Origin of the sequence: Methanobrevibacter gottschalkii DSM 11977 (assembly GCF_003814835.1) — an archaeon.
Taxonomy (GTDB): Archaea; Methanobacteriota; Methanobacteria; order Methanobacteriales; family Methanobacteriaceae; genus Methanocatella; species Methanocatella gottschalkii.
On sequence record NZ_RKRG01000002.1, the window covers coordinates 125,331 to 148,002 of the forward strand.

A 22,672-nucleotide genomic window follows, 5' to 3' on the forward strand; every position below is an offset into this window, starting at 1 on the left:
ACTATTGTGTACTATCTTTTAATTGGAGGTGTCATTATGAGTGAATTACCAATCGCACCAGTCGGTCGTATCTTAAAAAATGCTGGCGCACAAAGAATTAGTGATGATGCAAAAATTGCATTAGCTGAAGCATTAGAAGAAAAAGGTGACGAAATCGCACAAAAAGCTGTTAATTTCGCACGCCACGCTGGTAGAAAAACTGTAAAAGCTGAAGATATCAAATTAGCAATCAAATAGATTTTCTAATTAGTTATTTTTAAAAAAGCTTTTAATTAATAAAATCTATTGGCCATTTTTCTTGGTCAATTTTTTTTATTTTTAAATTTTACATTGCTAGTTCTATTCAACTAAGAAAGCTTTATATATTACTTTTTACAAAGTATAATATGTTGTGTAGGACCGGTGGTCTAGGGGTATGATTCCTCTTTGACGTGGAGGAGATCACGAGTTCGAATCTCGTTCGGTCCATATGCCATGGTAGTTCAGATGGGAGAACGCTAGACTGAAGATCTAGATGTCGCTGGTTCAAGTCCGGCCCATGGCATTACTTTTTATCTGTTTTTATTAATTTCCAGAATATACTTATTTTAGGATTTTTCAATTTTAATTAATTGTGATGGTTTAGCATATTAAATATGGTGATGGTTTTTTAATCTATAATGTGATAGGTTTTGGTTTTACTTGTGTGTTTTCTCGTAAATCTTTATATCTTTTAACAATTTCATAACCTTGGTCACTACCAATTACATCTGCTCCTCCAGTTAATATCTGGTTAGCGAATTTATAATTGTTAATTCCACCATAAATTTCAATTTTAATTGTCGGTGCATGTTTTTGGATAATATTAATGTCATTAACATTTTCAAAAATATGGCTTGGTGATACAAAACCTGTGGAAGTTTTTACATAATCTGCACCACTTTTTTCAGCCAATTTCGCAGCATTAGCTTTTTGATAGTCTTCTAACGCTTTTGTTTCAATAATTACTTTTAAAACTTTATCTCCAATTGCTTCTTTTATTTGTTTGATTTCATTTTCAAGTAATTCGTATTTTTCATCTTTTAGGTAACTTAAATTAAGAACTACTTCAAATTCATCAACACCTTTGTCAAGTAATGATTTGGCAGCCTCTACTTTACTTTCAGTATCTTCGAAACCTAATGGAAATCCAATAACACTTCCAACTTTTATATTAGTGTCTTTTAATGTTTCTTTTGCTAATTTGACATAAGTAGGAGAAACAACAACTGAATTAAAGTTAGTTTCTTTTGCTTTTTCGAGGAATTCAACCATTTCACTTTCAGTAATTATATTATTTAAATTAGTGTAATTAATTAAACCTGCTAACTCTTTTGAATTTTTTATATTGTATGTCATATTATCACTCTCTTAATTAGTTTGTATTTATACGAACATTATATTTAAATGTTTTTATATAATTTTTTTACCATGTATGGTCCAACTTTTTCATAACCGAATTTACGATAATAATTTCTGGTTCCAATTCCGCTTATTATAGCAACTTCTTCTTTACCATTATCAATAGCTAAATTTTCAGCTTCTTTTAGAAGCCGTTCTCCAAATCCCGTATGTTGGCCTATATGGGGGTTTCTGTTTCCTATTTTAATCATATTTCCATAAACATGTAATTCTCTTACAAGTGCGGTTTTATCACTAATTTCATCTCTGAAATGATCTTTTGATGGGAAACGCAATCTTAAAAATCCGGCAACACTTTCTTCATTAATATCTTCTATGGATAAGAAGTTTTCAACTCCTCCACATGCCTTGTAACTTTCATTAAATAACTCAAATTCGTCTAAACTATATTGTTTTGATGTTTTTTTATGGCCAATTTCACGGCAACGTATGCATTGACAGTTGATGTGCTCTTCATCTAATCTATTATAAACAAGCTCTCCTAAATTTGATTTTTTAACTCCAGCTTCAATTAATGTTGATGGAATATCACGTTGTATTCTCATTGTTCTAACCCATTTGGGAAGAATTTTTTTAATTTTGACAATTAATTCAACAGCTTCCTCATCGGTATATGGTGCATATTTGCCTTCCGCCCACAAGTCATATAATTCACTTCCTTTGGTAACAAGACAGGGATAAATCTTTAACATGTCAGGTTTAAAATTATCATCATGGAATAATTGTTTAAACATTTTTAAATCTTGTTTTTCATCTGAAAATAAACCGGGCATCATATGCATTGCAACTTTAATTGCCGAATCTCTTAAAAGCTGATTTGATTCAATAACATCAGCTATTTTATGCCCTCTTTTTATTTTGGAGTATATGTCATCAGATAATGTTTGAACACCAAGTTCAACTCTTGTTACTCCGAAATCAAGCATTCTATTAATATGATCTTTTTTACAATAGTCTGGACGTGTTTCGAATGTCATTCCCACACATCTTACTTTTGAGTTTTCATTAGCTTTTTGAACATCACTTATTAAAACATAATCATTCGGAGGATATGTCTTTAAAATACCTTTTTCAAAAGATCTTATTTCATTGAAATCTAAATTATATTCATAATTTGTTGGTTTATTTTCAAGTATTAAACCAAAATCGGTCATTGCTTTCAAGCACTGTGATACAAACCATTCTTGATAACATAAGTCTCTTGAAGGAAATGTCCCGCCCATAATGATTAGTTCAACTTTATCAATAGGATGTCCAATTTTTTTAAGTTGTTTTAATCTATTAAAACATTGTATGTATGGGTGGAATTCATACATTCTCCCTCTAAGTGCCGCTGGTTCTTCACCAGTATAACTTGGAGGCGCTATGTCACTTTCCGGACAATAAAAACATCTTCCATGAGGACATTTGTGTGGATGGCACATTACAGCAACAACTGCAACACCGGACATGGTTCTAGTTGGTTTTTTCTTTAATATTCCAGAAACAAGTTCTTTTTCTTCCGGTTTGGCAAATTCTAATATGTCTGCGTTACTCATAAATCTAGATAAATTTAAGTCACGGCAAAGTTGTCTTTTTGCAACTTCAAGATCACGTCGTGTAGATATTTCACCGTTAAGAATATCGTTAATTATAATTCGACATGCTTTTTCCATTATTTCTAACCTCAATAATTAATAGTTAATTTTATATCACGGTTGTATTTAAATATTTAATAATTTAAATATAATATTATAAATTTCTTAGGTGAAAACTATGCAAATTAAAGAATTTTTAGGATCTGTTGTTTTGGATAAAAATGCATATGAAGTAGGTAAAGTAAGTAATGTTGAATTTGATGCAGCAACTGGAAAAATTAATGAGATTACTTTAACTTTACAAAAAAATATCTTTTCTAAAGACGAACTTGTAATTAGTTTTGACGATATTGCTACTATTGGTGCTTATGTTATCCTAAACAAAGAAATTCCGAAAGATGCTGAATTTGAAGAAGCTGAAGCTGTTGAAGTTGAAATCGAAGAAGATAAGTAAACACAGAGGTTTTCAAAATGGTTTTTGATGCAAGAGATATTGAAATTCCTTTAAATTCTCATGTCAGATATGTTGATACTGGTACTATGGGTGAAGTTGTTGATGAAAGAATAACTGATGGTATTGGATGGGTTAAATTAGGTAAAACTGGTTTATGGTATAAATCAAGTCATGTTGAATTGTTAGCGGAAAAGGATATCAAAAAAAGTTCTTGGGGTGCTGGTAAGGATCTTGATGTTGAAGATTTAAAAGAGAAAGCTATTAGCTTTGAAGAACTTGAATTATCTAGTGATGCTGGTAATGGTGGAGGTTAAATCCACCTTTTTTTTAATTTTTTACAAATAATCTTATTTTTTCAGCTAGTTTAGGACCAATTCCTTCAACTTTTTGTAATTCATTTTCAGAAATGTTACTTAAATTGTTTCCAAACAATTTTACAAGATTTCTAGCTCTTTTTCTTCCAAGTCTTTTAACTCCAATGACTAATGGAATAATGTCTGTTTTAACTCCATAGTATAATCTAGCAGATAGGATATCATATTCTTTTAAATTAGAATAGTCTCCTAAGATTTCAGAAGTATCTTTTGCAAATTTCACAAGACGGGATGCTTCATAAGCAGATCTCCTGGTTGATGCCGAATAAACATTATATTTATTTTCTATTTCATATTCATTTCTTTCATCAATCCATTCAATTAATGAAACTGTTGTTGCTTCAGAAACACCAATATCCATTGCAAATAATCCGCATTCAGATAATCTGTCTCTAACAGGATCTTTTGATTTTCTTCCTTTAAATGAAATTAATGGCAAATCTGGTGTTTCAGATAATGCATAGATAAATTCTTCAACATTAATTTCATTCATGTTTGATATATATTCTTTAATTTTAACGGCTGTTTCTACTGCATAATTGGATTTAGCAATTAAATAACCAAAATCAGTAGTTTTAAGCCCTTCAGGTGTGGCTCTAATAATTCCATTTTGAAGTAAGAATTCTAATGCAGTTTCAAGTTCATATTTTATAGTGTATTCTGCAAAAGAAGACATTGATGGATTATTATTCATTTGATAACCATAAAGTGTTTTTCCAAAGAAATCTACAAGTTCATCTAAATTTTTTGAAAGTGAAGAAGCAATTTGGGCAATAATCTGTTTATAAATTGCATCTTTATTATCCACTAATTTTGAGTTTGTTTTTTCAATTTCTCCTTCAACATAATACTCTTCTAAATTTTGAGCTTCATCCATTGTTTTTGCAATAAGGTAAGAATAACCTACATCATCGTATTGTGGTCTACCTGCTCTTCCGGACATTTGTTCATAATCAAAAACAGGTATTGGTTGCGGTCCATTACTTGTCCAACGTGTATGGTCTCTAATTACAACAGTTTTTGATGGCAAATTAACTCCATACATTAAACTTGGTGTTGCTGTAATCATTAAGATATTTCCATTTCTAAATTCATCTTCAATGATCTCTTTTTGTTCATTGAAAAGACCTGCATGGTGAAATGCAACACCTAATTCTACAGATTCAGCTAATTTTAAACAAGTGCTTGTTGGAAGCGATCCTTTTTTCTTTGGAACGTCCAATAGTTTCTCAGCAACTTCTTTAAATTTTTCTCGTTGCTTTTTATCGATTTTTTTATTAATTTTTTTAGCAACATATGTCGCTAAACTTTCTGTAAATCTTCTTGTAGAAACAAAAGCTAATGCTTGGGAGCTATCTTTCATTGCTTTTTCAACAATTTTAACAATCACATCATTTTTATTCTTTGTATTAAACATTTCCGCATCTAATACTTCTTTATGTAATGGCACTGGTCTATAATCATGCTCCACACACGTTCCGTCAAGCCAACCTTCTATTTCTTCAATATTTCGTAAAGTAGCTGAAAGAGCGATAATTTTAATATTTGGGTTTATAATCTTAGCTCTTGTAATTGCAGCTTCAAGTGTTGGGCCTCTTGAATACTCTCCAATCATATGGAACTCGTCAATAATTAATGTATCTACTTCTCTCAATACATTCCAGGAAAATCTTGTAAGTGCGTCAAATGACTCAAAAACCATAACTGATAAATCTGCGCTTGATGGATGTTTTCCTACATTGATGCCATATTCCTCAAATGCTTTGAATTCTTTAACTTTTTCGTTTTGAATTGAAAGGAGCGGTGCTGCATAAACGGCTTTTCCACCATTCAATATGGTTTTTAAAGCAGGTAAAACTCCTAAAACAGTTTTTCCACTTGCAGTAGGTATTGAAATTATGTAATTGGAGTTATCTTCTAAATATCCGGACTCAATCACTGCTTTTTGAGCAGGATTAAAATCTTTAATGTAGGGATATGCGCTATTGATTATTTTTTTAATATCAGTATCTAGGTTTTCCATTTTTATCATTTATTTTTATTTTTTTTATTTGTATTAAACATTTGTAGAGAGCATTTGAAACCTACTGTAAATAGGTAACAGTTATATATAACTAATTATTAAAATAGTTACAAAATAATTTTATAGGAGATGTTAATTATGGCAATTAAAGTAGAAGTATTTTCAACTAGTACATGTCCCCACTGTCCTGCAGCAATTGATGCTGCTATGAAAGCAAAAGATAAATTAGGTAATGCAATTGATGTAGAATCTGTTAAAATTGATGGAAATATGGATAACAGACAAAGAGCTATGGATTATCAAATAATGGCTGTACCTACTATTGTAATCGACGGTGAAGTTGCTTTCGTCGGCGCACCTGCTGAATCTGAACTTATTGAAAAATTAGAATCTATGTTATAGGTTCACACTTTTTTATTCTTTTTTTTTTAATTAAAATGACAAATGATAATTATACTTGTGTAACAACTGGTACAGTAGCAACTGCATGTTCTCTTGCAGCATTAGATGCGATTTTAAATACTCCTGATATTGCTTGTGTCAAAGTTGAAACTCCCAAAAAAGTATTGAATATTATCATTGATGAATGCAAATGCATTTCTAATAATAAAGCTTATGCGATTGCTCATAAAAATCCATATAATGATCCTGATGTTACAGTAAATTTGGATATTATTTCTACAGTTGAATTATTGGATAAAAATGATGAAGAATCTAATGTTATTATTACTGGAGGGGAAGGTGTTGGAGTAATTACAAAACCGGGTCTTCAGATTCCTGTTGGAGAGTATGCCATAAATCCAGTTCCCCGTCGTATGATTATTAAAAATTTGTCTAGTAAAATCCCTAAGGGGAAAGTAGCTAAAGTAACTATTTCAATTCCTGAAGGTAGAAAAATAGCGAAAAAAACTATGAATCCAAAATTAGGTATTGTTAATGGAATTTCAGTTCTTGGAACTACTGGGATTGCAAGATCAATGTCGAGTGAAGCTTATAAAAATTCAATTGTTACACAAATTGATGTTGCAATTGCTTCTGATATTGATGATTTAATTTTTGTTCCGGGCAATATTGGTGAAAAATTGGCATTGAAACAATTAGATGTTAAAAAAGAACAGATTATTCAAACTGGTAATTTTGTTGGTTTCATGTTTGATGAAGCGGCTAAAAGAGGAATTGCTAAGTTTACTTTCTTTGGTCATATTGGTAAATTAATTAAAGTCGCTGGGGGCATTTTTGATACTAAACATGCTATTGCTGATGGCAGGCGTGAAATAATGGTTACTCATGCTGCATTATGTGGTGTCGATAAAATTAATCTTCAAAAATTATTTGATTCAAAAACAACTGATGAAATGATGTCTATTCTGGATGGACTTGGAGTTTCAGTTGAAGTTTCAAATAGTATTGCATCTGCAATTCATGACAGGTGTATGCAACGTTTCGATTTAGATTTAAATGTTATATTAGTTGACATGGAAGGTAATTATTTAAACAACAATTTCATTATATAATAATAGTGATTGATTGGAGTTTTATTTTATGAAAATAGCTATGGTAGGCCAGTTTCCGCCTCATGTTGGAGGCGTTGGTGTTCATATTCATACTTTATCAAAAAAATTAGTTGATGAAGGTCATGAAGTTTATGTGATTACTTATCCTCACAGAAATATTGAAGATATTGATGGAATTCATGTCATTGGAACTAAAGGACTTAATCTTCCGGGTGTTAGAGGTTTAATGTTTAAAATGAATGCTAAAAAAGCTTTAGAAGATCTTTTAGAAAAAGAAGATATTGATATTATTCATGGACATTATTTATTCCCTGCAGGAGCAGCGGCTGTTGAAGTTGGAAGAGAACATAATATTAAAACATATGTAACTGCACATGGTTCTGACATGTTTGAATTATACAAAAAACAGCCATTTATGAGATCTCCGATTAAAAAAGTTTTAAGAGATGCTGATGGTGTTTTTGCAGTAAGTAATGCTTTAAGACATGAAATAATCGCAACAGGTGTTACTGGAATTGCTAATAAAACAAAATTATCTTGGAATTCTGTTGATATTAATAAATTTTCATCAAAGACAAATGATTTATTTAAAAAAGAAAATAAACTTGAAGATAAGCCAATAGTTCTTTTTGTTGGAAATTTAATTAAAAGAAAAAATGTTGATTCACTATTGGATGCTAAAAAAGTATCTCAAAGTGAATATTATTTGGTAATTGTTGGTGACGGACCTCAATTTAAAAAATTAAACAAGAAAGTTGAAGAAGAAAATATTCATGATGTGATTTTCACCGGTTCTAGAAATGATGTTGAAAATATTATTCCAAGTTGTGATGTACTAATTTTACCGTCATTTTCTGAAAGTTTTGGTTTAGTTTTAATTGAAGCTTTAGCATGTGGAAAACCTGTTATTGGAAGTGATGTTGGAGGCATAACTGAAATTATCAATGATGATGTCGGATTGCTTGTAAATCCAAATAAAATTTCATCTATAGCCAAAGCAATTGATACGATTATTCAAGATGATGATTTAAGATTGGTGTTTTCTCTTAATGCACGTAATCGTGCATTTGATTTTTCGGAAGTTACCATCCCCTATGATGAGGTTAATTGATGAAGACTATTGTTAGATCTCCGGGTTCAGCAACAATAATTAATGCTATTGCAACAGGATTTGGTTCTGCATTTGGTATTGATCTGGATATAAAATGTATTGCTAAAACAACGGATAAAGGAATAACTTGTCTCAATGATGTTGGTGCAGATATTGGGTTTATGGAACTTTGTGTTCAGAGAGTGTTTAACCATTATAATATTGATACTTCAGAATTTGGTATTGATTTAAAAACAGAATCTAATTTACCAATGGCATCAGGATTATCGAGTAGCAGTGCTTCATCTAATGCTATTGTTAAAGCTGTTTCTTCAGTTATTTCTGAGGAGTTTAATTTAAAACCTCTTGATGATTTGGAATTAATTAATATGGCAATTGACGCATCACTTGAAGCAGGAGTTACTATAACAGGTTCCTTTGATGATGCTACTGCATCTTATTTTGGTGGTGTTGTAGTAACTAATAATAAGAATAGGGAGTTTATTATTAGGGAAAAAATGGAAGAGTATCCGGTTTTGGTCTATATGCCGAATTATTATTCAAAATCTGGAGATTCAAATTCGGACAGGATGAAATTATTAGCACCATTAGTGGAAACTGCTTTTGAGTTTGCATGTAATAAAGATTATTTTAAAGCACTGAATCTAAATGGATTGTTATATTCTGCAGCTTTAGGATTTAATTCATCAATAGCTATTGATGCATTGGAATCAGGAGCAATAGCTTCGGGTTTATCTGGAACAGGATCATCTTTTGTAGCAGTTTCAAATGAAGATACAATCGATGATATTATATACTCTTGGGAGAAATATGAAGGTACGGTAATAGAAACAAAAATTGATAACGTAGGTTGTAAGATATTATGAAAAAAATATATTCGATGCTTTTACTGATTGTTATGCTGTGCAGCTTATCAATAGTTTCAGCCTCTGAGAATCTATCTACTTCAGATAATCCTGTTGTAGTGGATAATGTGGATATGTCATCTAAAAATATTGGAAGTATTCCTGATGTTACATCTGCATCAAATGATGTTGTAGTTTCAGAAAATTCTTCGGTTGAATGGAAATCTTATGAAAATGAGAAGGATGATAATGTATCAGATAATCAATCTAATTCATCAAGTAACTCAACTTCAAATGGTAGTTATAAAGAGGAGTCTGTTGTAAGTAATGTTGTAACAAAGAATGTTTCATCCAGTTATGGGACTGTTGTGAACTATAATATTAAAGTTCTTGATCAGTTTAAAAAACCAATGGTTGGTAAGACCGTTTCAGTTACCATTGGTAAAAAGACTGTTGAGAAAATAACTGATAGCGATGGAATGGTTACATTCACACTCAATTGTCAAGCGGGTAAATATGTAATCAAATATAAAGTTGATAATATAAACGGTTCTAATTCATATATTGTTAAGAATAAGATTTCATTAACTGTCTTAAATTGGAATCTTAAAGGTGATGTTTCTAAAATTAATTTAATTAAAAAGAACATGCCTAATAATACTTGGGTTAAAAAAGCTGTTGCAGCAACTAAAAAAGGTATTCCTTTATTAAAATTTAAGGGTGGAAAAGGAAAGATTGTTTTCATGACTGCTGGTGTTCATGGGAATGAATTATCCTCCCAAGTTGCAGCAATGAAAATGATTAAATATTTGTCTGATAATCCAATTAGTGGAACTGTTTATATAATGCCGTTTGTGAATGTTAAAGCAATTGCTAAAAAAGTCAGATATACAGATAAAGATTATAATCGTATAGCTTCTAGTTCTGGAACTATACCAAATAAAATTGTTAAATTGGTTGTAAAATATAAATGTAATTCTTATGGGGATTTCCACACTACAAAACCTGGTGGAGCTCCTGGGAAAGATATTGTAATGGGATCTAAGAGTTTAAAATCAAAAAGTGCAGACCTTACTAACTATATTGCTAAAAAATGTAAAGTTAATAAGAGAATATATAGTCATATTGGCCAAGAATATCCTGGAGCATTGTTTGAAAATGTTAATAAGAAAGGGATTACTTCAGTTATCTGTGAAGTTGCACTTCCACATAATACTGTAACAACAAAAACAGTCAAAACATCTTTTAACATGATGAAATATCTATTAAAATATAATTCAGTTATATGAATAAATTTTATTCAATTTTCATCATATCTTTTTTATTTTTAAGTTTTGTTGTTGGTTAATGTAATTTTTTGAATACAAAACTGTTATATTGGAAGTTAATATCTCCATTGATTTATTATAATTAGATTAATTCTAAAATCACTATTTATGATGGAATTATTTCTTAAATTCAATACTATAATTTAATGGATTAATCATATAGTTTATATACTAGGATAATAATAAATTATATTATTATCATTATTATCAGTTTGGTGATTTTTTTGAATAGAAGTTATGAGATAAAATCTTTTAAAAATAAAAAAGAAGCTGAAGAACTTCTAAAGAAATCAAGAAAATCTATTGATGAAATTGATAATCAATTATTTGATTTAATTTCTCAGAGAACCGCTCTTGCCAAGGATATAGCTAGTTCTAAAGAATATCTGGAAATACCAATTTTTGATAAATCTAGAGAAAAAGTTATTCATGATAAAATTAGGCGATTGTCTGAAGAAAAAGGTCTTGATGTTGATATTATTAATCAAATAGTGGATATGTTGACTATTTTAAATAAAAATGCACAAAAAGAAATTTTAAGGAGGAATGTTGATGGGAAATATTAGAACTTCATTTGTTAAACGTTTAGCAAAGGAACTTATTGAAACTCATAAAGGTGTTTTCACTACTGATTTTGAACAAAACAAAAAATTAGTACAAGAATACTCCACTGTAAGTACTAAACATTTAAGAAATAAAATTGCAGGATATGTAACTAGGCTTATAAGGTTAGAACAAACTAGAGAATAAGCTTTTTTTCATATTTTTTATTACTCTTTTTTTATTTAATTATTCTCAATTTTAAACTTTTTTTAGTGTATTTATTTTTATAAAGTTTATTAATAGGGTTATATAAAAATATATACGAATATTTTGTTAGTTTGATTAACAAATTTTCAATGAATTTTCAAGAAATGGGTGAACTTAATGGATTTGATAGTAGTAAAATTCGGAGGAACTTCTGTGGGTGATGGTTCCAGGATTAAAAAAGCGGCGCAGTCCGTAGTAAATGAGTATATGAAAGGCAGTCAGGTAGTAGTTGTAGTTTCAGCTGTCAACAAGACTACTGATGAACTCATTGGATTATCTAATGATGCTATTGGCACTGGTTTAACTGACAAGCAAAAGGCGGAAATTATGGCTATGGGTGAATTGACTAGTGCTAGATTATTCTCAGCAACTATTGAATCTTTAGGTGTAAAATCTGAGTTTATTGATCCTTATAATAAATTATGGCCAATTATAACAGATTCTAATTCTTTAGAAGCTAAAATAGATTTAAATACTTCTAATAAGAAAACTGAAGGGATTAAACAACTTGTTAATCAAGGGGTTATTCCTGTTATCTGCGGATTTTTGGGAAAAGGGCCCAGTGGTGAAATCACAACTTTGGGAAGGGGTGGAAGTGATATAACCGCATTTTTAATGGGGCATTGTTTGGATGCAAATGAAGTTGTTATTGTTACTGATGTAGATGGTGTAATGTCAACTGATCCTAATAAAATTGAAGATGCAGAATTGTTGGATACAATTTCTGTTGAAGAATTGAGGGATTTAGCTACTCATGGTGCGCAAGTTTTACATCCGCATGCATTAAAATACAAAGATCCATTAATAAGTGCAAAAATTATTAATTTCGCTAATGAGGATTTAAGTTCTAAGGGTACTCGTATTGTAGGGCCTTTTGAAGGCGAAATGTTAAAATGTGTTACACTTTATAAAGATCCTATTTCACTCATAGCTATTGTTGGAGAAGCCATGCTTAAAAAAGTTGGTTTAATGGCTAAATTAACTACAGCTCTTGCTGATGATGGTATTAATATTTTTGGTATGTCTGCAGGTCAAAATTCAATTACAGTATTTGTAAACAAAGTTGATTCAAATAAAGCATATCTTTTGTTACATCAATTAGTAATCGATACTGATGTTTTAAGTTCTTTATCTCTTGGAAGAGATACTGCAATGATAACTTTTGTTAGTCCGGATATTATTGAAACTCCAGGTATTATATCAGATATTACAGAACCACTTAGAAAAAATAACATTAATATTTTAGAAATTACTTCCTCACAAACTGCTGTCGTACTGTTTGTTGATTGGGAAGATGGTGAAAAAGCACATAAATTAATTACAGAGGTTTTAGAATGAATTTTGAAGGAACATATGTTGCTATGGTCACTCCATTTACAAAAGATGGAACTTTTGATGAAGAAGGTTTCAGGTCAAATATAAATTATTTAATTGATCAAGGTGTAAATGGTTTAGTTGGTGCAGGAACTACTGGTGAATCAGCTACTATGACTCATGAAGAACATCATAAAGTCATTGAAGTTTTAGTAGATGAAGTTGATGGTAAGGTTGATACAATAGCCGGAACTGGCAGTAACTCTACATCAGAGGCATTGTCTCTCACTAAATTTGCTTGTGATGCTGGTGTTGATGCAGCTTTATTAATCACTCCATACTACAATAAACCACAACAGCATGCTTTAGTAAAACATTATGGCACTATTGCAGAAGCTTGTGATCTTCCAATTATTGCTTATAATGTGCCATCACGTACTGGATGTGATATTGAAGTCGAGACTGCTGTTGAATTGGCTAAAATTGATGGTGTGGATGCTATTAAAGAAGCTAGTGGTAGTGTTGACAAAGTGTCTGATATTTATAGGGCACTTGCTAATGAAGATTTGGAATCTGAGTTTAATATTCTCTCCGGTGAAGATTCCTTAACTTTGCCTATTATGTCTGTTGGAGGCACTGGAGTAATTAGTGCATCTGCAAATATTGATGCAAAAAGAATGGTTTTGATGGTTGATAGTATTTTGAATGATGATTATACAAGAGCATTGGAACTTCATTATGAAATGTTGGAATTAATAAGGGCTATTTTTGTTGAAAGTAATCCTGTACCTGTTAAAACTGCAATGAATTTAATGGGACTTCCTTCAGGTCCTTTAAGAGAACCATTATGTGAAATGAAAGATGAAAACTTAGAAATTCTTAAAATAGCATTAAAAAATTCTAATTTAATTTAAGTTGGTAATATTATGATTAAAGTAGCAGTAACTGGAGCTGCTGGAAGAATGGGCTCCGGTATTATTAAAAAGATTACGGAACAAGATGATATGGAAGTAGTTGCAGCTATTGAAATGCCAAATACTCCTCTTGCAGGTAAAGATGCAGGTCTTCAAGCAGGTATTGGGGAAATTGGTGTTGGAATTGTTGGTTCTGAAAGACTAGAAGAAACATTAAAATCATCTGGTGCGGAAGTATTAGTTGATTTTACTATTGCTCCTGCAGCTGTGGAAACTATTAAAACAGCTACTTCATGTGGAGTTAATGTAGTTGTTGGCACTACTGGTTTTACAGATGATCAAATGGCTTTGAATATTAAAAATGTTGAAGATAACAAAGTTGGGGCTGTTATTTCATCAAATATGGCTATTGGTGTTAATGTATTTTTCAACACATTAAAAAAATTAGCTCCACTTTTATATGATTTTGACATTGAAATTATTGAAGCTCATCACAATCAGAAAAAAGATGCACCATCTGGAACTGCTATGACTGCATTTGAAGTAATAACTGATGCATTAAATAGAAATCCTGAAGAAGTTGGAGTATTTGGAAGAAAAGGTTTAGTTGGAAAAAGAACTCCTGAAGAAATTGGTGTTCATGCCATCCGTGGTGGGGATATTGTTGGAGACCACACTGTAATGTTTGTTGGTGAAGGTGAAAGATTTGAAGTTAAACATCAGGCTCATACTAGGGAAGTATTTATTGCGGGTGTAATCAGAGCTGTAAGATATGTGCCTACTGCACAAAAAGGTGTTGTAAGTAGTATGAATGATGTTTTAGGTTTAGAATAGGTGAATAATATGGTAAAAGTAGGGGTACTTGGTGCAACTGGAATGGTTGGTCAAAGATTTATCCAATTACTTGAAAATCACCCAGATTTTGAGGTCACTGCATTAGCAGCATCTTCCCGTTCGGCAGGTAAAAGATATGAGGATGCTACTACTTGGTATTTGGATAGTGAAATGCCAAATTCTGTAAAAGATATTATTGTCTGTGAAACTAATCTTGAAGATATGGATAATGATATAGATATTATATTTTCATCTCTTCCTACTGAATTTGCATCAAAAGTTGAAAAAAAATTCGCTAAAGATTATGTTGTTGCAAGCAATGCTAGTGCACATAGAATGAAAAAAAATATTCCATTAGTAATTCCGGAGGTTAATCCTGAATATTTGGACATGATTGATGCTCAGCAAAAGGAAAATAATTGGGATGGTTTTATTGTAACTAATCCGAATTGTTCTACTATTGCATTAACTTTAACATTAAAACCTATTGTGGATAATTTTAATGTAAATTCTATTAGGGTATCAACCATGCAAGCAGTATCTGGTGCAGGTTATAATGGAGTTCCGTCAATGGCTATTGTTGATAATCTTGTTCCTTACATTGGTAATGAAGAAGAAAAAATGGAAAGTGAAACTCTACATCTGTTAGGTTCTTATGATGGAAATGTTGTAACTAATGCGGATTTCAGGTTGAGTGCATCTTGTCATAGAGTGCCTGTTATTGATGGTCATACTGAAGCAGTATTTGTTGAGTTGGATGATGAGTTTGATATTGGTGATGTTAAAAATAAAATGGCAAACTTTAAAGCATTGCCGCAAAAATTAAATCTGTTCTCAGCTCCTGAAAATCCTGTCATTGTCAAAGAAGAAAATGACAGACCACAACCTCGCATGGATAGAAATGCAGGTAATGGTATGGCTGTTACTGTGGGTAGGATGAGAAAAGATAAAATATTCGAAAATAGCTTTAAATATGTTCTTGTTGGGCATAATACTATTCGTGGTGCTGCTGGAGCATCTATTTTAAATGCTGAATTGATTAATGATAAAATACTATAATTTAATCAAATTTTTTCATCTATTTTTTTTTAAATTTTCTATTTTTTCCTTACGTTTTCTTATAAGTTCTATTTTTATTTTTAAGTTAATTTAAGGGTTTAATTTAAATAGTATAAAATTAATATTTTATATCAAGGAATTATATTGTACAATATATCGAAATTTTCAAATTCATAAAGGGTTAGTAATTTGAAATTGATATTGGGATAAAATTTAAACTAAGGGATAAAATGGAATTAGGAATGGATGTTGAAAAAGATACTTTACAATCTTTAATTCGATCTTGCTTATTAGAGCTTAATAAATTAAAATATGATTTAACTGAGCTTGAAGTGGAAAGGGCTAATGATAACACTCCACAAAGGATTAAGGAGCTAGAGAAAGATATTGTTGATAAAGAAAAAGAAGTATCTGTCATTAAATTTAAAGCAGAAGATGAAATTAATCTTTTGAAAAAACAGCTCGGTGAAAAAGATATTTTAATTAAAAATCAAGAAGATAGAATTTATGAATTGGATTATGTCAACAATTCTCTTGATGAAATTAAAGAATATTTTGCTGAACAGTTAAGGGACTACAAGAAAAAAGAATTGGCTGATGTAAATGAAAGATTAACTGATTCTTTTAAAAGTATTGCTGAGAAGGAAGCTACTATTAACACTCTTTCAAGAACTATTGATGATTATAAGATTAAGGTTATTAAGCTTGAAAATAATGTTGAATCTCAGGCTCAAATTTTAGAACTTGAAAAACAATTAGAACTTAAAGAGAATGAAATTCGTATAAAAGATAGTGAAATTAATAAAATGGATGGTGAGTTGGATAATTTAAAACAACAGACCATTCCTAAAGATGAATATGTTAATCTTCAATCTAAATTCAAATCTGAAATTACTGCAATGGATGCTGAAATAACTAATTTAAAACAAGAAACTATCCCTAAAAAAGATTATGAGCATCTTCAATCTAAATTTGATTCAGAAATTAAAAATTTAGATAATCAGATTAATAGCTTAAAAGAAAACACTATTCCTAAAGATGAATATGTTTCTCTTCAAACAAGATTTGAAAATGAATTATCTGCTCGTAATAGTGAATTAGAATACTTAAAAGAAAGATCTATTCCTAAAGAAGATTATTTAACTCTTAAAACTCAATTACAAAATGAAATAAGTTCTAGGGAGAATGAGCTTAGATTTTTAAAAGAGCAGACTGTCCCTCGTGAAGATTATCTCAAGCTTCAAAATGAGTTAACAAAAAAAGATGGTAAAATTAAAAGATTGGAAGAAATTAATGCATTCTTCAACGAACTTCAAGAAGAGCAAGAGGCTTATGAAACTCAAGAAACAACTCCTCCTTTCAGATTAGAGAAGAAACAAGGTAGATAATTCTACCTCTTTTAACTTTTTTATATAATTCATGTCATAATTCCTTTAGTTGTATTTCCCATATTGCATTTTAAATAGAAATGATTTTTTATTAATAATTTATCATATTTATCTAGTTTTAATGGTTTTCGTCTTTTTCTTACTTTAATTTATTTTATACCATAAAGTATTTATATAACCTTAAACTCATTAATTATGTAGAAAGGTTTAATCAACACTATAACTTATTTTCTCATGTTGATTTTTAAACTAATCTAAATTATTTTATTAAAAAATTAAAAGGTGATTATTAATGGCACAAGGACAACCAATCTTTATTTTACCTGAAGGTACTAATAGGTCTGTCGGCAGAGATGCACAAAGAAATAATATTTTAGCTGGTAAAGTATTAGCTGAAACCGTAAGAACTACATTAGGTCCAAAAGGAATGGACAAAATGTTAGTTGACGGACTTGGTGATATTGTTGTAACCAATGATGGTGTTACAATATTAAAAGAAATGGATATTGAACATCCTGCAGCAAAAATGCTCGTTGAAGTAGCAAAAACTCAAGAAGATGAAGTTGGAGATGGAACTACAACAGCAGTAATCATTGCTGGCGAATTATTAAAAAAATCTGAAAATTTACTCGATTCTGACATTCACCCAACTATCATTGCTATGGGATACAGAAAAGCTGCAGAAAAAGCACAAGAAGTTTTAGATGAAATTGCAATTGATGATGTTGATTCTGAAACTTTAGTTAAAGTGGCTATGACCGCAATGACTGGTAAAGGAACCGAAGCAGCACGTGAACCATTAGCAAAATTAATCGTTGATGCTGTAGAAGCTGTTGCTGAAGATGGTGAAGTTGATATTGATAACATCAAAATCGAGAAAAAAGATGGTGCTGTTGTTGAAGAATCTACTTTAGTTGAAGGGGTAATTGTAGACAAAGAAAGAGTACATCCTGGTATGCCTTCTGAAATTAAAGATGCTAAAATCGCATTAGTTAATGCTCCTTTGGAAGTAAAAGAAACAGAAGTTGATGCTGAAATCAGAATTACTGATCCTGCTCAAATGCAAGCTTTCATTGAACAAGAAGAAAAAATGGTTAAAGACATGGTTGATCAAATTGTTGCTGCTGGTGCAAATGTATTATTCGCACAAAAAGGTATTGATGATTTAGCACAACATTATTTATCTAAAGCTGGTGTTTTAGCTGTAAGAAGGGTTAAAAAATCTGACATTCAAAAATTATCTAGGGCAACTGGTGCTAATGTCATTACTAATTTAGATGATTTAACTGCAGAAGATTTAGGTCAAGCAGGCATTGTTGAAGAAAGAAAAGTATCTGGTGAAGAAATGATCTTTGTAGAAGAATGTAGCGGAGCTAAATCTGTAACTTTATTCGTAAGAGGAAGTACTAAACACATTGTTGATGAAATTGTAAGAGCAATTGAAGACGCAATTGGTGTAGTGGCTGCTACTGTAGAAGATGATAAAGTTGTTGCTGGTGGAGGAGCTCCGGAAATTGCAATGGCTAAAAAACTCAAAGATTATGCAGAATCTATCTCTGGAAGAGAACAATTAGCTGTTAATGCATTTGCAGAAGCTTTAGAAGTAGTACCAAAAACCTTGGCTGAAAATGCAGGTTTGGACAGTATTGATTCTTTAGTAGATTTAAGAGCAGCTCAAGAAACTTCCCACTACATGGGATTGGATGTTTTCACTGGTGAAGTAGCAGATATGAAAGAAGCTGGTGTAATTGAACCTAAACGTGTCAAAAAACAAGCTATTCAATCTGCATCCGAAGCAGCTGAAATGATTTTAAGAATCGATGATGTAATTGCATCTACTAAAGGTCCAGAAGATGCAGGTATGGATCCTTCCGCAATGGGCGGAATGCCTCCAATGATGTAAATATGAAGAAATTTTTATAATTTCTTTTCTTTTTTTATTTTTCATATCAAGTAAACTTATTTTTCATAAATATATTTTATGAGAACTTTTTAGTTAAAAATAACCTATTTTCAAGTATTTTTGTAAAGTAATATTTCCTTCATTGATTAATGTTGGAATTTCTGATTTATATAAATGTATTTTTAATCACATTTTTTAAGATAATGAATTATCCTGAAACGCACATTGTTTAAAACTACTTAATAAATAAATGTGGCTTAATGGAAATTGATTTTAATTTTTCAACTGGTATAATCATATTTGCTGAAATGAATAATTTAATTATTGCTTTAAAATTATTTAATAATTTTTAAGTTACAGTACCATGTTAGACCATAATAATTCAAAAGTAGCTAATTTTCATATGATATGTAAATGAATTTATTTTTAATAATTAATGTTAATCTATCTAAAGTAGCTAAAAAATAGTAAAATAAAATTGTAATAGTTATCCAATAAAAAATTATTAGAATACTGGATTAACTATTTTATTCGGTGGGATTAAATTCTACAAGTTCTCCATTTTCTTTAACAATTTTAGCAATTGATTCTTCGGCTGCATTTAATTTTTCATTACAAATTTTAACTAATTTCATTGCATTGTTGAATTCATCAATTGCATTATCTAATGGCACATTCCCATTTTCTAAATTGTTAACAATTCTCTCCAATTTTTCTAAACTTTCTTCAAAACTTAAATTTTCCATTATATCACCTTTGTATTTACAATTCCATCATCAAATTCAATATCAAGTTGGTCTCCGGTTTTAACATCTTTTGCAGATGAAACCACTTTATCATTAGTTTTTGCTAGGGTATAACCTCTTTTCAATGTTAAAAGAGGATTTAGAATTTCTAATTTTTCAATATTTCTTAAGCATGCATCTCTTTTAGATTTTGTTATTTCAATTGGATTTTTTAAAACAATAGAATTTTCTAGTTTGAATAGTTTTGTTTTGTTGCTGTTAATTATGTTTTTTGATATAAAATGTAGTTTATTGACAATATTATCTAAACCCATTCCTTTGATTTCATAGATGGATTCTGGATTTTTTAAAATCTGTTTTTCAGAAATATGTGTTAATTTAGTTTTATTTTGTTTAATTCTATTTGTAATATTTTTATTCGCTCTGTTTGAGAGATTATTTAAGTTATTTTTAACTTCATTTATATCTGGTACTGCAAGTACTGCAGCTCCAGTTGGTGTAGGTGCTCTTTTATCTGCTACAAAATCAGATATTGTATAATCAATTTCATGGCCTACTGCACTGATTATTGGAATTTTACAATTATAAATAGCATGTGCAACAATCTCTTCATTAAATGGCCATAAATCTTCAATACTACCTCCACCTCTACCAACAATTAATGTATCTATATTAAACTCTTGTGCATATTTAATTTGTTTTACAATTTGTTGTGCTGCTTGGTCTCCTTGAACTAAAGTTGAAAATACTAAAATGTTAGAAACTGGATATCTTTTTTTTATTGTTGTAATGATATCTCTGATTGCCGCACCACTTTGTGCTGTGACAACACCGATAATTTTAGGATATTTTGGTATTTCTTTTTTATGTGCATTATCAAATAATCCTTCTTTATCAAGCTTCTTTTTTAATTGCTCATAAGCAAGATGTAGATTTCCTATTCCATCTTCAGTAATTTTTGTAGCATATAACTGATATTTTCCTGTTTTTTCATAAACTTCAATTTTACCCTTTACAATTACTTTCATACCATTTTCTGGTTCAAATTTAAGAAATCTATCTTTATTGCCTTTAAACATAACTGCATCTATTTGAGATTTTTCATCTTTTAATGTAAAATAACTATGTCCGCTAAAAGAAGATTTATAATTAGAAATTTCACCTTTAATAAGAATATTTTTCAAATTAGGATCAGTTTTCAATTTTCTATTGATATATGAATTAATTTGAGATACTGTTATAGTTTCTTTTTCCATAAATTCACCTTGAAATCAATATTGCTAATATATTGTTTATATTAAATACAATTTTTCATTATTATTCCATTAATATGAGAAATATATTTAAATTGAAAACACAGATAGTAAACATAAGGTGTTTGTTTATGAGAATTAAAGAGGAATTATTTGGCAAAGAAGTTCTCGATGCAGAAATCCAAATTGTTGGAAAAGTTAATGATGTGATTTTTGATAAAGATACTTTTGAAATCACAGATTTAGTAATTAAAAAAACAGGATTATCAGAACAAATTAAAGCTAGTGAAAATATTGTCCCAATAGAATTAGTAAAAGTTATTGGTGATAAGATTTTACTTAAAGGTGAAGATGATATTTAATTGATTTTTATGGTTTCTAGGGAATATTTAATTAATTTATTAAAAGACAATAATGTATTTCTTGAAGGTGATTTTACATTATCTTCTGGACAGAAAAGTAATTATTATATTAATATGAAAAAAGCTATTACGGAGCCTGAAATTCTTTCAACTATTTCAAAATTAATTACTTCTAAAATTGATTTGGATGATATTGATAAAGTTGCAGGTCCTGCATTAGGTGCAGTTCCAATAGCTACTGCTGTTTCATTGGAATCAAAAATTCCGTTATTAATGATTCGTAAAGAAAAGAAAGGTTATGGTACTTCTAAATTAATTGAAGGTGAATTAAACGAAGGTGATAATGTTATTGTTGTTGAAGATGTTTCAACTACTGGAGGATCACTTTTAAAAGCTATTAAAGCTATTAATGATAATGGTGGTAATGTAATAAGGGCATTTGTTGTAGTTGACCGCCAAGAAGGTGCTATTGAAAAATTTGAAAAAGAGGGTATTAAATTAGAACCTTTAATAAATGTTAATGAATTTTTTGATTAAAAAAGAAATAATGATGAAAATTTAATTTCATCATTTTTTAACATGATGGACAAAATGAGGAATTTCATCAATGATTATGTTAAATGCAGTCTTAACTGCATTAGGAGAGCCTGGCATGGAAAATATAACTGTTTTTTTGTAAATTCCTGCTGTTGCTCTTGAAAGTAATGCTGCAGCACCAATTTCATCATAAGATTTTGCTCTAAACATTTCTCCAAAACCATCAAGTTTTTTCTCGAAAAGTGATTCCACTGTTTCAACTGTGATATCACGAGAATCAAGACCTGTTCCACCAGTTGTTAAAATAACATCAATATCATCATCAATCATGGTTTCAATAGTATTAATCAAATCTTCTTTCTCATCTGGAATTAAACTTCTAGATTTTAAAGTGTATCTAGCTTCAATTTCTTCTGCCATATATTGGCCAGATAAATCTACTTTTTTTGATTTCCTACTATCACTTAGAGTGATTACACCACAAGTAATGTCATTGGATGACATTTTTTGATGTTCAATTGTTGTTTTACTTTTCATTTTTTATACCTTTCATATTCAATTTTAAGAAAATTCCTTATTAGACTATATTCTTCTATGCAATTATATAATTTTTTGCTAGGGTAATATATGTAGCTATTAGTAATTTTTTCTTTTTCCACATATTTGTGGTCAATCATGATGTTTAAGTGATATGTTATTGTTTTATAATCTAAGTGCAGTCTTTTCGATAATTGATTTGCATTGCTAGGTTGGTGCAATATTTGATCGGTTATTTTAATTGTAGTTGCACCACCTTTTCTTCCAATTAATAAATTCGAAAGTTTTTTATCTTTGATTTTACCCATTTTTGAAATTAACTCGGTATTGAACATATCCACTTCCTTTT

At 30.0% G+C, this 22,672-nt stretch carries 25 protein-coding genes and 2 tRNA genes; 20 read left to right on the plus strand and 7 right to left on the minus strand.

Annotated features, from left to right (window positions below):
- Positions 1-36 precede the first annotated feature (36 nt).
- From EDC42_RS04285 to EDC42_RS04295, 3 genes are all read left to right on the plus strand, one after another.
- Positions 37-237 (plus strand): histone family protein, encoded by a 201-nt coding sequence (locus EDC42_RS04285; RefSeq protein WP_042691314.1) that lies wholly within the window; start codon positions 37-39, stop codon positions 235-237.
- A 159-nt stretch (positions 238-396) separates the two neighbouring features.
- Positions 397-468: transfer RNA gene (locus EDC42_RS04290), tRNA-Val, on the plus strand.
- Between the two features lie 3 nt (positions 469-471).
- A tRNA-Phe gene (locus tag EDC42_RS04295) sits at positions 472-544 on the plus strand.
- A 110-nt stretch (positions 545-654) separates the two neighbouring features.
- Here the strand turns inward: EDC42_RS04295 and deoC are convergent.
- Together deoC and EDC42_RS04305 are read right to left on the minus strand one after the other, a co-directional pair.
- Complete coding sequence (gene deoC, locus EDC42_RS04300) at positions 655-1,377, minus strand: deoxyribose-phosphate aldolase (RefSeq protein ID WP_069574770.1); 723 nt, start codon at positions 1,375-1,377, stop codon at positions 655-657.
- A 44-nt stretch (positions 1,378-1,421) separates the two neighbouring features.
- A complete protein-coding gene (locus tag EDC42_RS04305) occupies positions 1,422-3,095 on the minus strand; it encodes a tRNA uridine(34) 5-carboxymethylaminomethyl modification radical SAM/GNAT enzyme Elp3 (RefSeq protein ID WP_069574771.1) in 1,674 nt (557 codons plus the stop codon).
- Between the two features lie 100 nt (positions 3,096-3,195).
- Here EDC42_RS04305 and EDC42_RS04310 point away from each other — a divergent pair, with 100 nt between their 5' ends.
- Together EDC42_RS04310 and EDC42_RS04315 are read left to right on the plus strand one after the other, a co-directional pair.
- Entirely contained in the window at positions 3,196-3,471 is a 276-nt protein-coding gene (locus EDC42_RS04310; RefSeq protein WP_069574772.1) for a PRC-barrel domain-containing protein, read from the plus strand.
- Positions 3,472-3,488: 17 nt separating this feature from the next.
- Positions 3,489-3,785, plus strand: coding sequence for a DUF2098 domain-containing protein (locus tag EDC42_RS04315; protein ID WP_069574773.1), 297 nt, complete (start codon positions 3,489-3,491; stop codon positions 3,783-3,785).
- Positions 3,786-3,798: 13 nt separating this feature from the next.
- On the opposite strand, the gene EDC42_RS04320 is transcribed toward EDC42_RS04315, so the two are convergent.
- Positions 3,799-5,877 (minus strand): DEAD/DEAH box helicase, encoded by a 2,079-nt coding sequence (locus EDC42_RS04320; RefSeq protein ID WP_069574774.1) that lies wholly within the window; start codon positions 5,875-5,877, stop codon positions 3,799-3,801.
- Between the two features lie 129 nt (positions 5,878-6,006).
- Between EDC42_RS04320 and EDC42_RS04325 the strand changes: the two genes are divergently transcribed.
- From EDC42_RS04325 to thsA, 13 genes are all read left to right on the plus strand, one after another.
- Positions 6,007-6,270: a thioredoxin family protein gene (locus tag EDC42_RS04325; protein WP_069574775.1), complete on the plus strand. Its 264-nt coding sequence runs from the start codon at positions 6,007-6,009 to the stop codon at positions 6,268-6,270.
- Positions 6,271-6,305: 35 nt separating this feature from the next.
- Entirely contained in the window at positions 6,306-7,382 is a 1,077-nt protein-coding gene (gene cbiD, locus EDC42_RS04330) for a cobalt-precorrin-5B (C(1))-methyltransferase CbiD (RefSeq protein ID WP_069574776.1), read from the plus strand.
- 28 nt (positions 7,383-7,410) lie between these two features.
- Complete coding sequence (locus EDC42_RS04335; RefSeq protein ID WP_069574777.1) at positions 7,411-8,493, plus strand: glycosyltransferase family 4 protein; 1,083 nt, start codon at positions 7,411-7,413, stop codon at positions 8,491-8,493.
- Complete coding sequence (locus EDC42_RS04340) at positions 8,493-9,359, plus strand: shikimate kinase (RefSeq protein WP_069574778.1); 867 nt, start codon at positions 8,493-8,495, stop codon at positions 9,357-9,359. The genes EDC42_RS04335 and EDC42_RS04340 overlap by 1 nt, the downstream gene beginning before the upstream one ends.
- A complete protein-coding gene (locus tag EDC42_RS04345; protein ID WP_069574779.1) occupies positions 9,356-10,627 on the plus strand; it encodes a succinylglutamate desuccinylase/aspartoacylase family protein in 1,272 nt (423 codons plus the stop codon). Before EDC42_RS04340 ends, EDC42_RS04345 begins: the two co-directional genes overlap by 4 nt.
- A gap of 263 nt (positions 10,628-10,890) precedes the next feature.
- A complete protein-coding gene (locus EDC42_RS04350) occupies positions 10,891-11,232 on the plus strand; it encodes a chorismate mutase (protein ID WP_069574780.1) in 342 nt (113 codons plus the stop codon).
- Positions 11,219-11,416 (plus strand): 30S ribosomal protein S17e, encoded by a 198-nt coding sequence (locus EDC42_RS04355; RefSeq protein ID WP_069574781.1) that lies wholly within the window; start codon positions 11,219-11,221, stop codon positions 11,414-11,416. Before EDC42_RS04350 ends, EDC42_RS04355 begins: the two co-directional genes overlap by 14 nt.
- 177 nt (positions 11,417-11,593) lie before the next feature.
- Positions 11,594-12,814, plus strand: coding sequence for an aspartate kinase (locus EDC42_RS04360; RefSeq protein WP_069574782.1), 1,221 nt, complete (start codon positions 11,594-11,596; stop codon positions 12,812-12,814).
- On the plus strand, positions 12,811-13,704 hold the full coding sequence (gene dapA, locus EDC42_RS04365; protein WP_069574783.1) for a 4-hydroxy-tetrahydrodipicolinate synthase: 894 nt from the start codon (positions 12,811-12,813) through the stop codon (positions 13,702-13,704). The genes EDC42_RS04360 and dapA overlap by 4 nt, the downstream gene beginning before the upstream one ends.
- 12 nt (positions 13,705-13,716) lie before the next feature.
- On the plus strand, positions 13,717-14,538 hold the full coding sequence (dapB, locus tag EDC42_RS04370) for a 4-hydroxy-tetrahydrodipicolinate reductase (protein WP_069574784.1): 822 nt from the start codon (positions 13,717-13,719) through the stop codon (positions 14,536-14,538).
- A 9-nt stretch (positions 14,539-14,547) separates the two neighbouring features.
- A complete protein-coding gene (gene asd, locus EDC42_RS04375; RefSeq protein WP_069574785.1) occupies positions 14,548-15,597 on the plus strand; it encodes an aspartate-semialdehyde dehydrogenase in 1,050 nt (349 codons plus the stop codon).
- 230 nt (positions 15,598-15,827) lie between these two features.
- Entirely contained in the window at positions 15,828-16,985 is a 1,158-nt protein-coding gene (locus EDC42_RS04380; protein ID WP_069574786.1) for a coiled-coil domain-containing protein, read from the plus strand.
- 292 nt (positions 16,986-17,277) lie between these two features.
- On the plus strand, positions 17,278-18,888 hold the full coding sequence (gene thsA, locus EDC42_RS04385; RefSeq protein WP_069574787.1) for a thermosome subunit alpha: 1,611 nt from the start codon (positions 17,278-17,280) through the stop codon (positions 18,886-18,888).
- Positions 18,889-19,415: 527 nt separating this feature from the next.
- On the opposite strand, the gene EDC42_RS04390 is transcribed toward thsA, so the two are convergent.
- Both EDC42_RS04390 and xseA read right to left on the minus strand, forming a co-directional pair.
- A complete protein-coding gene (locus EDC42_RS04390) occupies positions 19,416-19,634 on the minus strand; it encodes an exodeoxyribonuclease VII small subunit (RefSeq protein WP_069574788.1) in 219 nt (72 codons plus the stop codon).
- The gene (xseA, locus tag EDC42_RS04395) at positions 19,634-20,890 is read right to left on the minus strand and encodes an exodeoxyribonuclease VII large subunit (RefSeq protein ID WP_069574789.1); all 1,257 of its coding nucleotides are present in this window, start codon (positions 20,888-20,890) and stop codon (positions 19,634-19,636) included. The genes EDC42_RS04390 and xseA overlap by 1 nt, the downstream gene beginning before the upstream one ends.
- A gap of 128 nt (positions 20,891-21,018) precedes the next feature.
- Here xseA and EDC42_RS04400 point away from each other — a divergent pair, with 128 nt between their 5' ends.
- Positions 21,019-21,249 carry a PRC-barrel domain-containing protein gene (locus EDC42_RS04400; protein ID WP_069574790.1) on the plus strand — a complete coding sequence of 77 codons (231 nt, stop codon included), beginning with the start codon at positions 21,019-21,021 and terminating at the stop codon, positions 21,247-21,249.
- Positions 21,250-21,258: 9 nt separating this feature from the next.
- Positions 21,259-21,786: an orotate phosphoribosyltransferase gene (gene pyrE / locus EDC42_RS04405; protein ID WP_069574791.1), complete on the plus strand. Its 528-nt coding sequence runs from the start codon at positions 21,259-21,261 to the stop codon at positions 21,784-21,786.
- A gap of 30 nt (positions 21,787-21,816) precedes the next feature.
- On the opposite strand, the gene EDC42_RS04410 is transcribed toward pyrE, so the two are convergent.
- Both EDC42_RS04410 and EDC42_RS04415 read right to left on the minus strand, forming a co-directional pair.
- On the minus strand, positions 21,817-22,323 hold the full coding sequence (locus EDC42_RS04410) for a MogA/MoaB family molybdenum cofactor biosynthesis protein (protein WP_069574792.1): 507 nt from the start codon (positions 22,321-22,323) through the stop codon (positions 21,817-21,819).
- A complete protein-coding gene (locus tag EDC42_RS04415; RefSeq protein ID WP_083234859.1) occupies positions 22,320-22,658 on the minus strand; it encodes a winged helix-turn-helix domain-containing protein in 339 nt (112 codons plus the stop codon). The genes EDC42_RS04410 and EDC42_RS04415 overlap by 4 nt, the downstream gene beginning before the upstream one ends.
- Positions 22,659-22,672 lie beyond the last annotated feature (14 nt).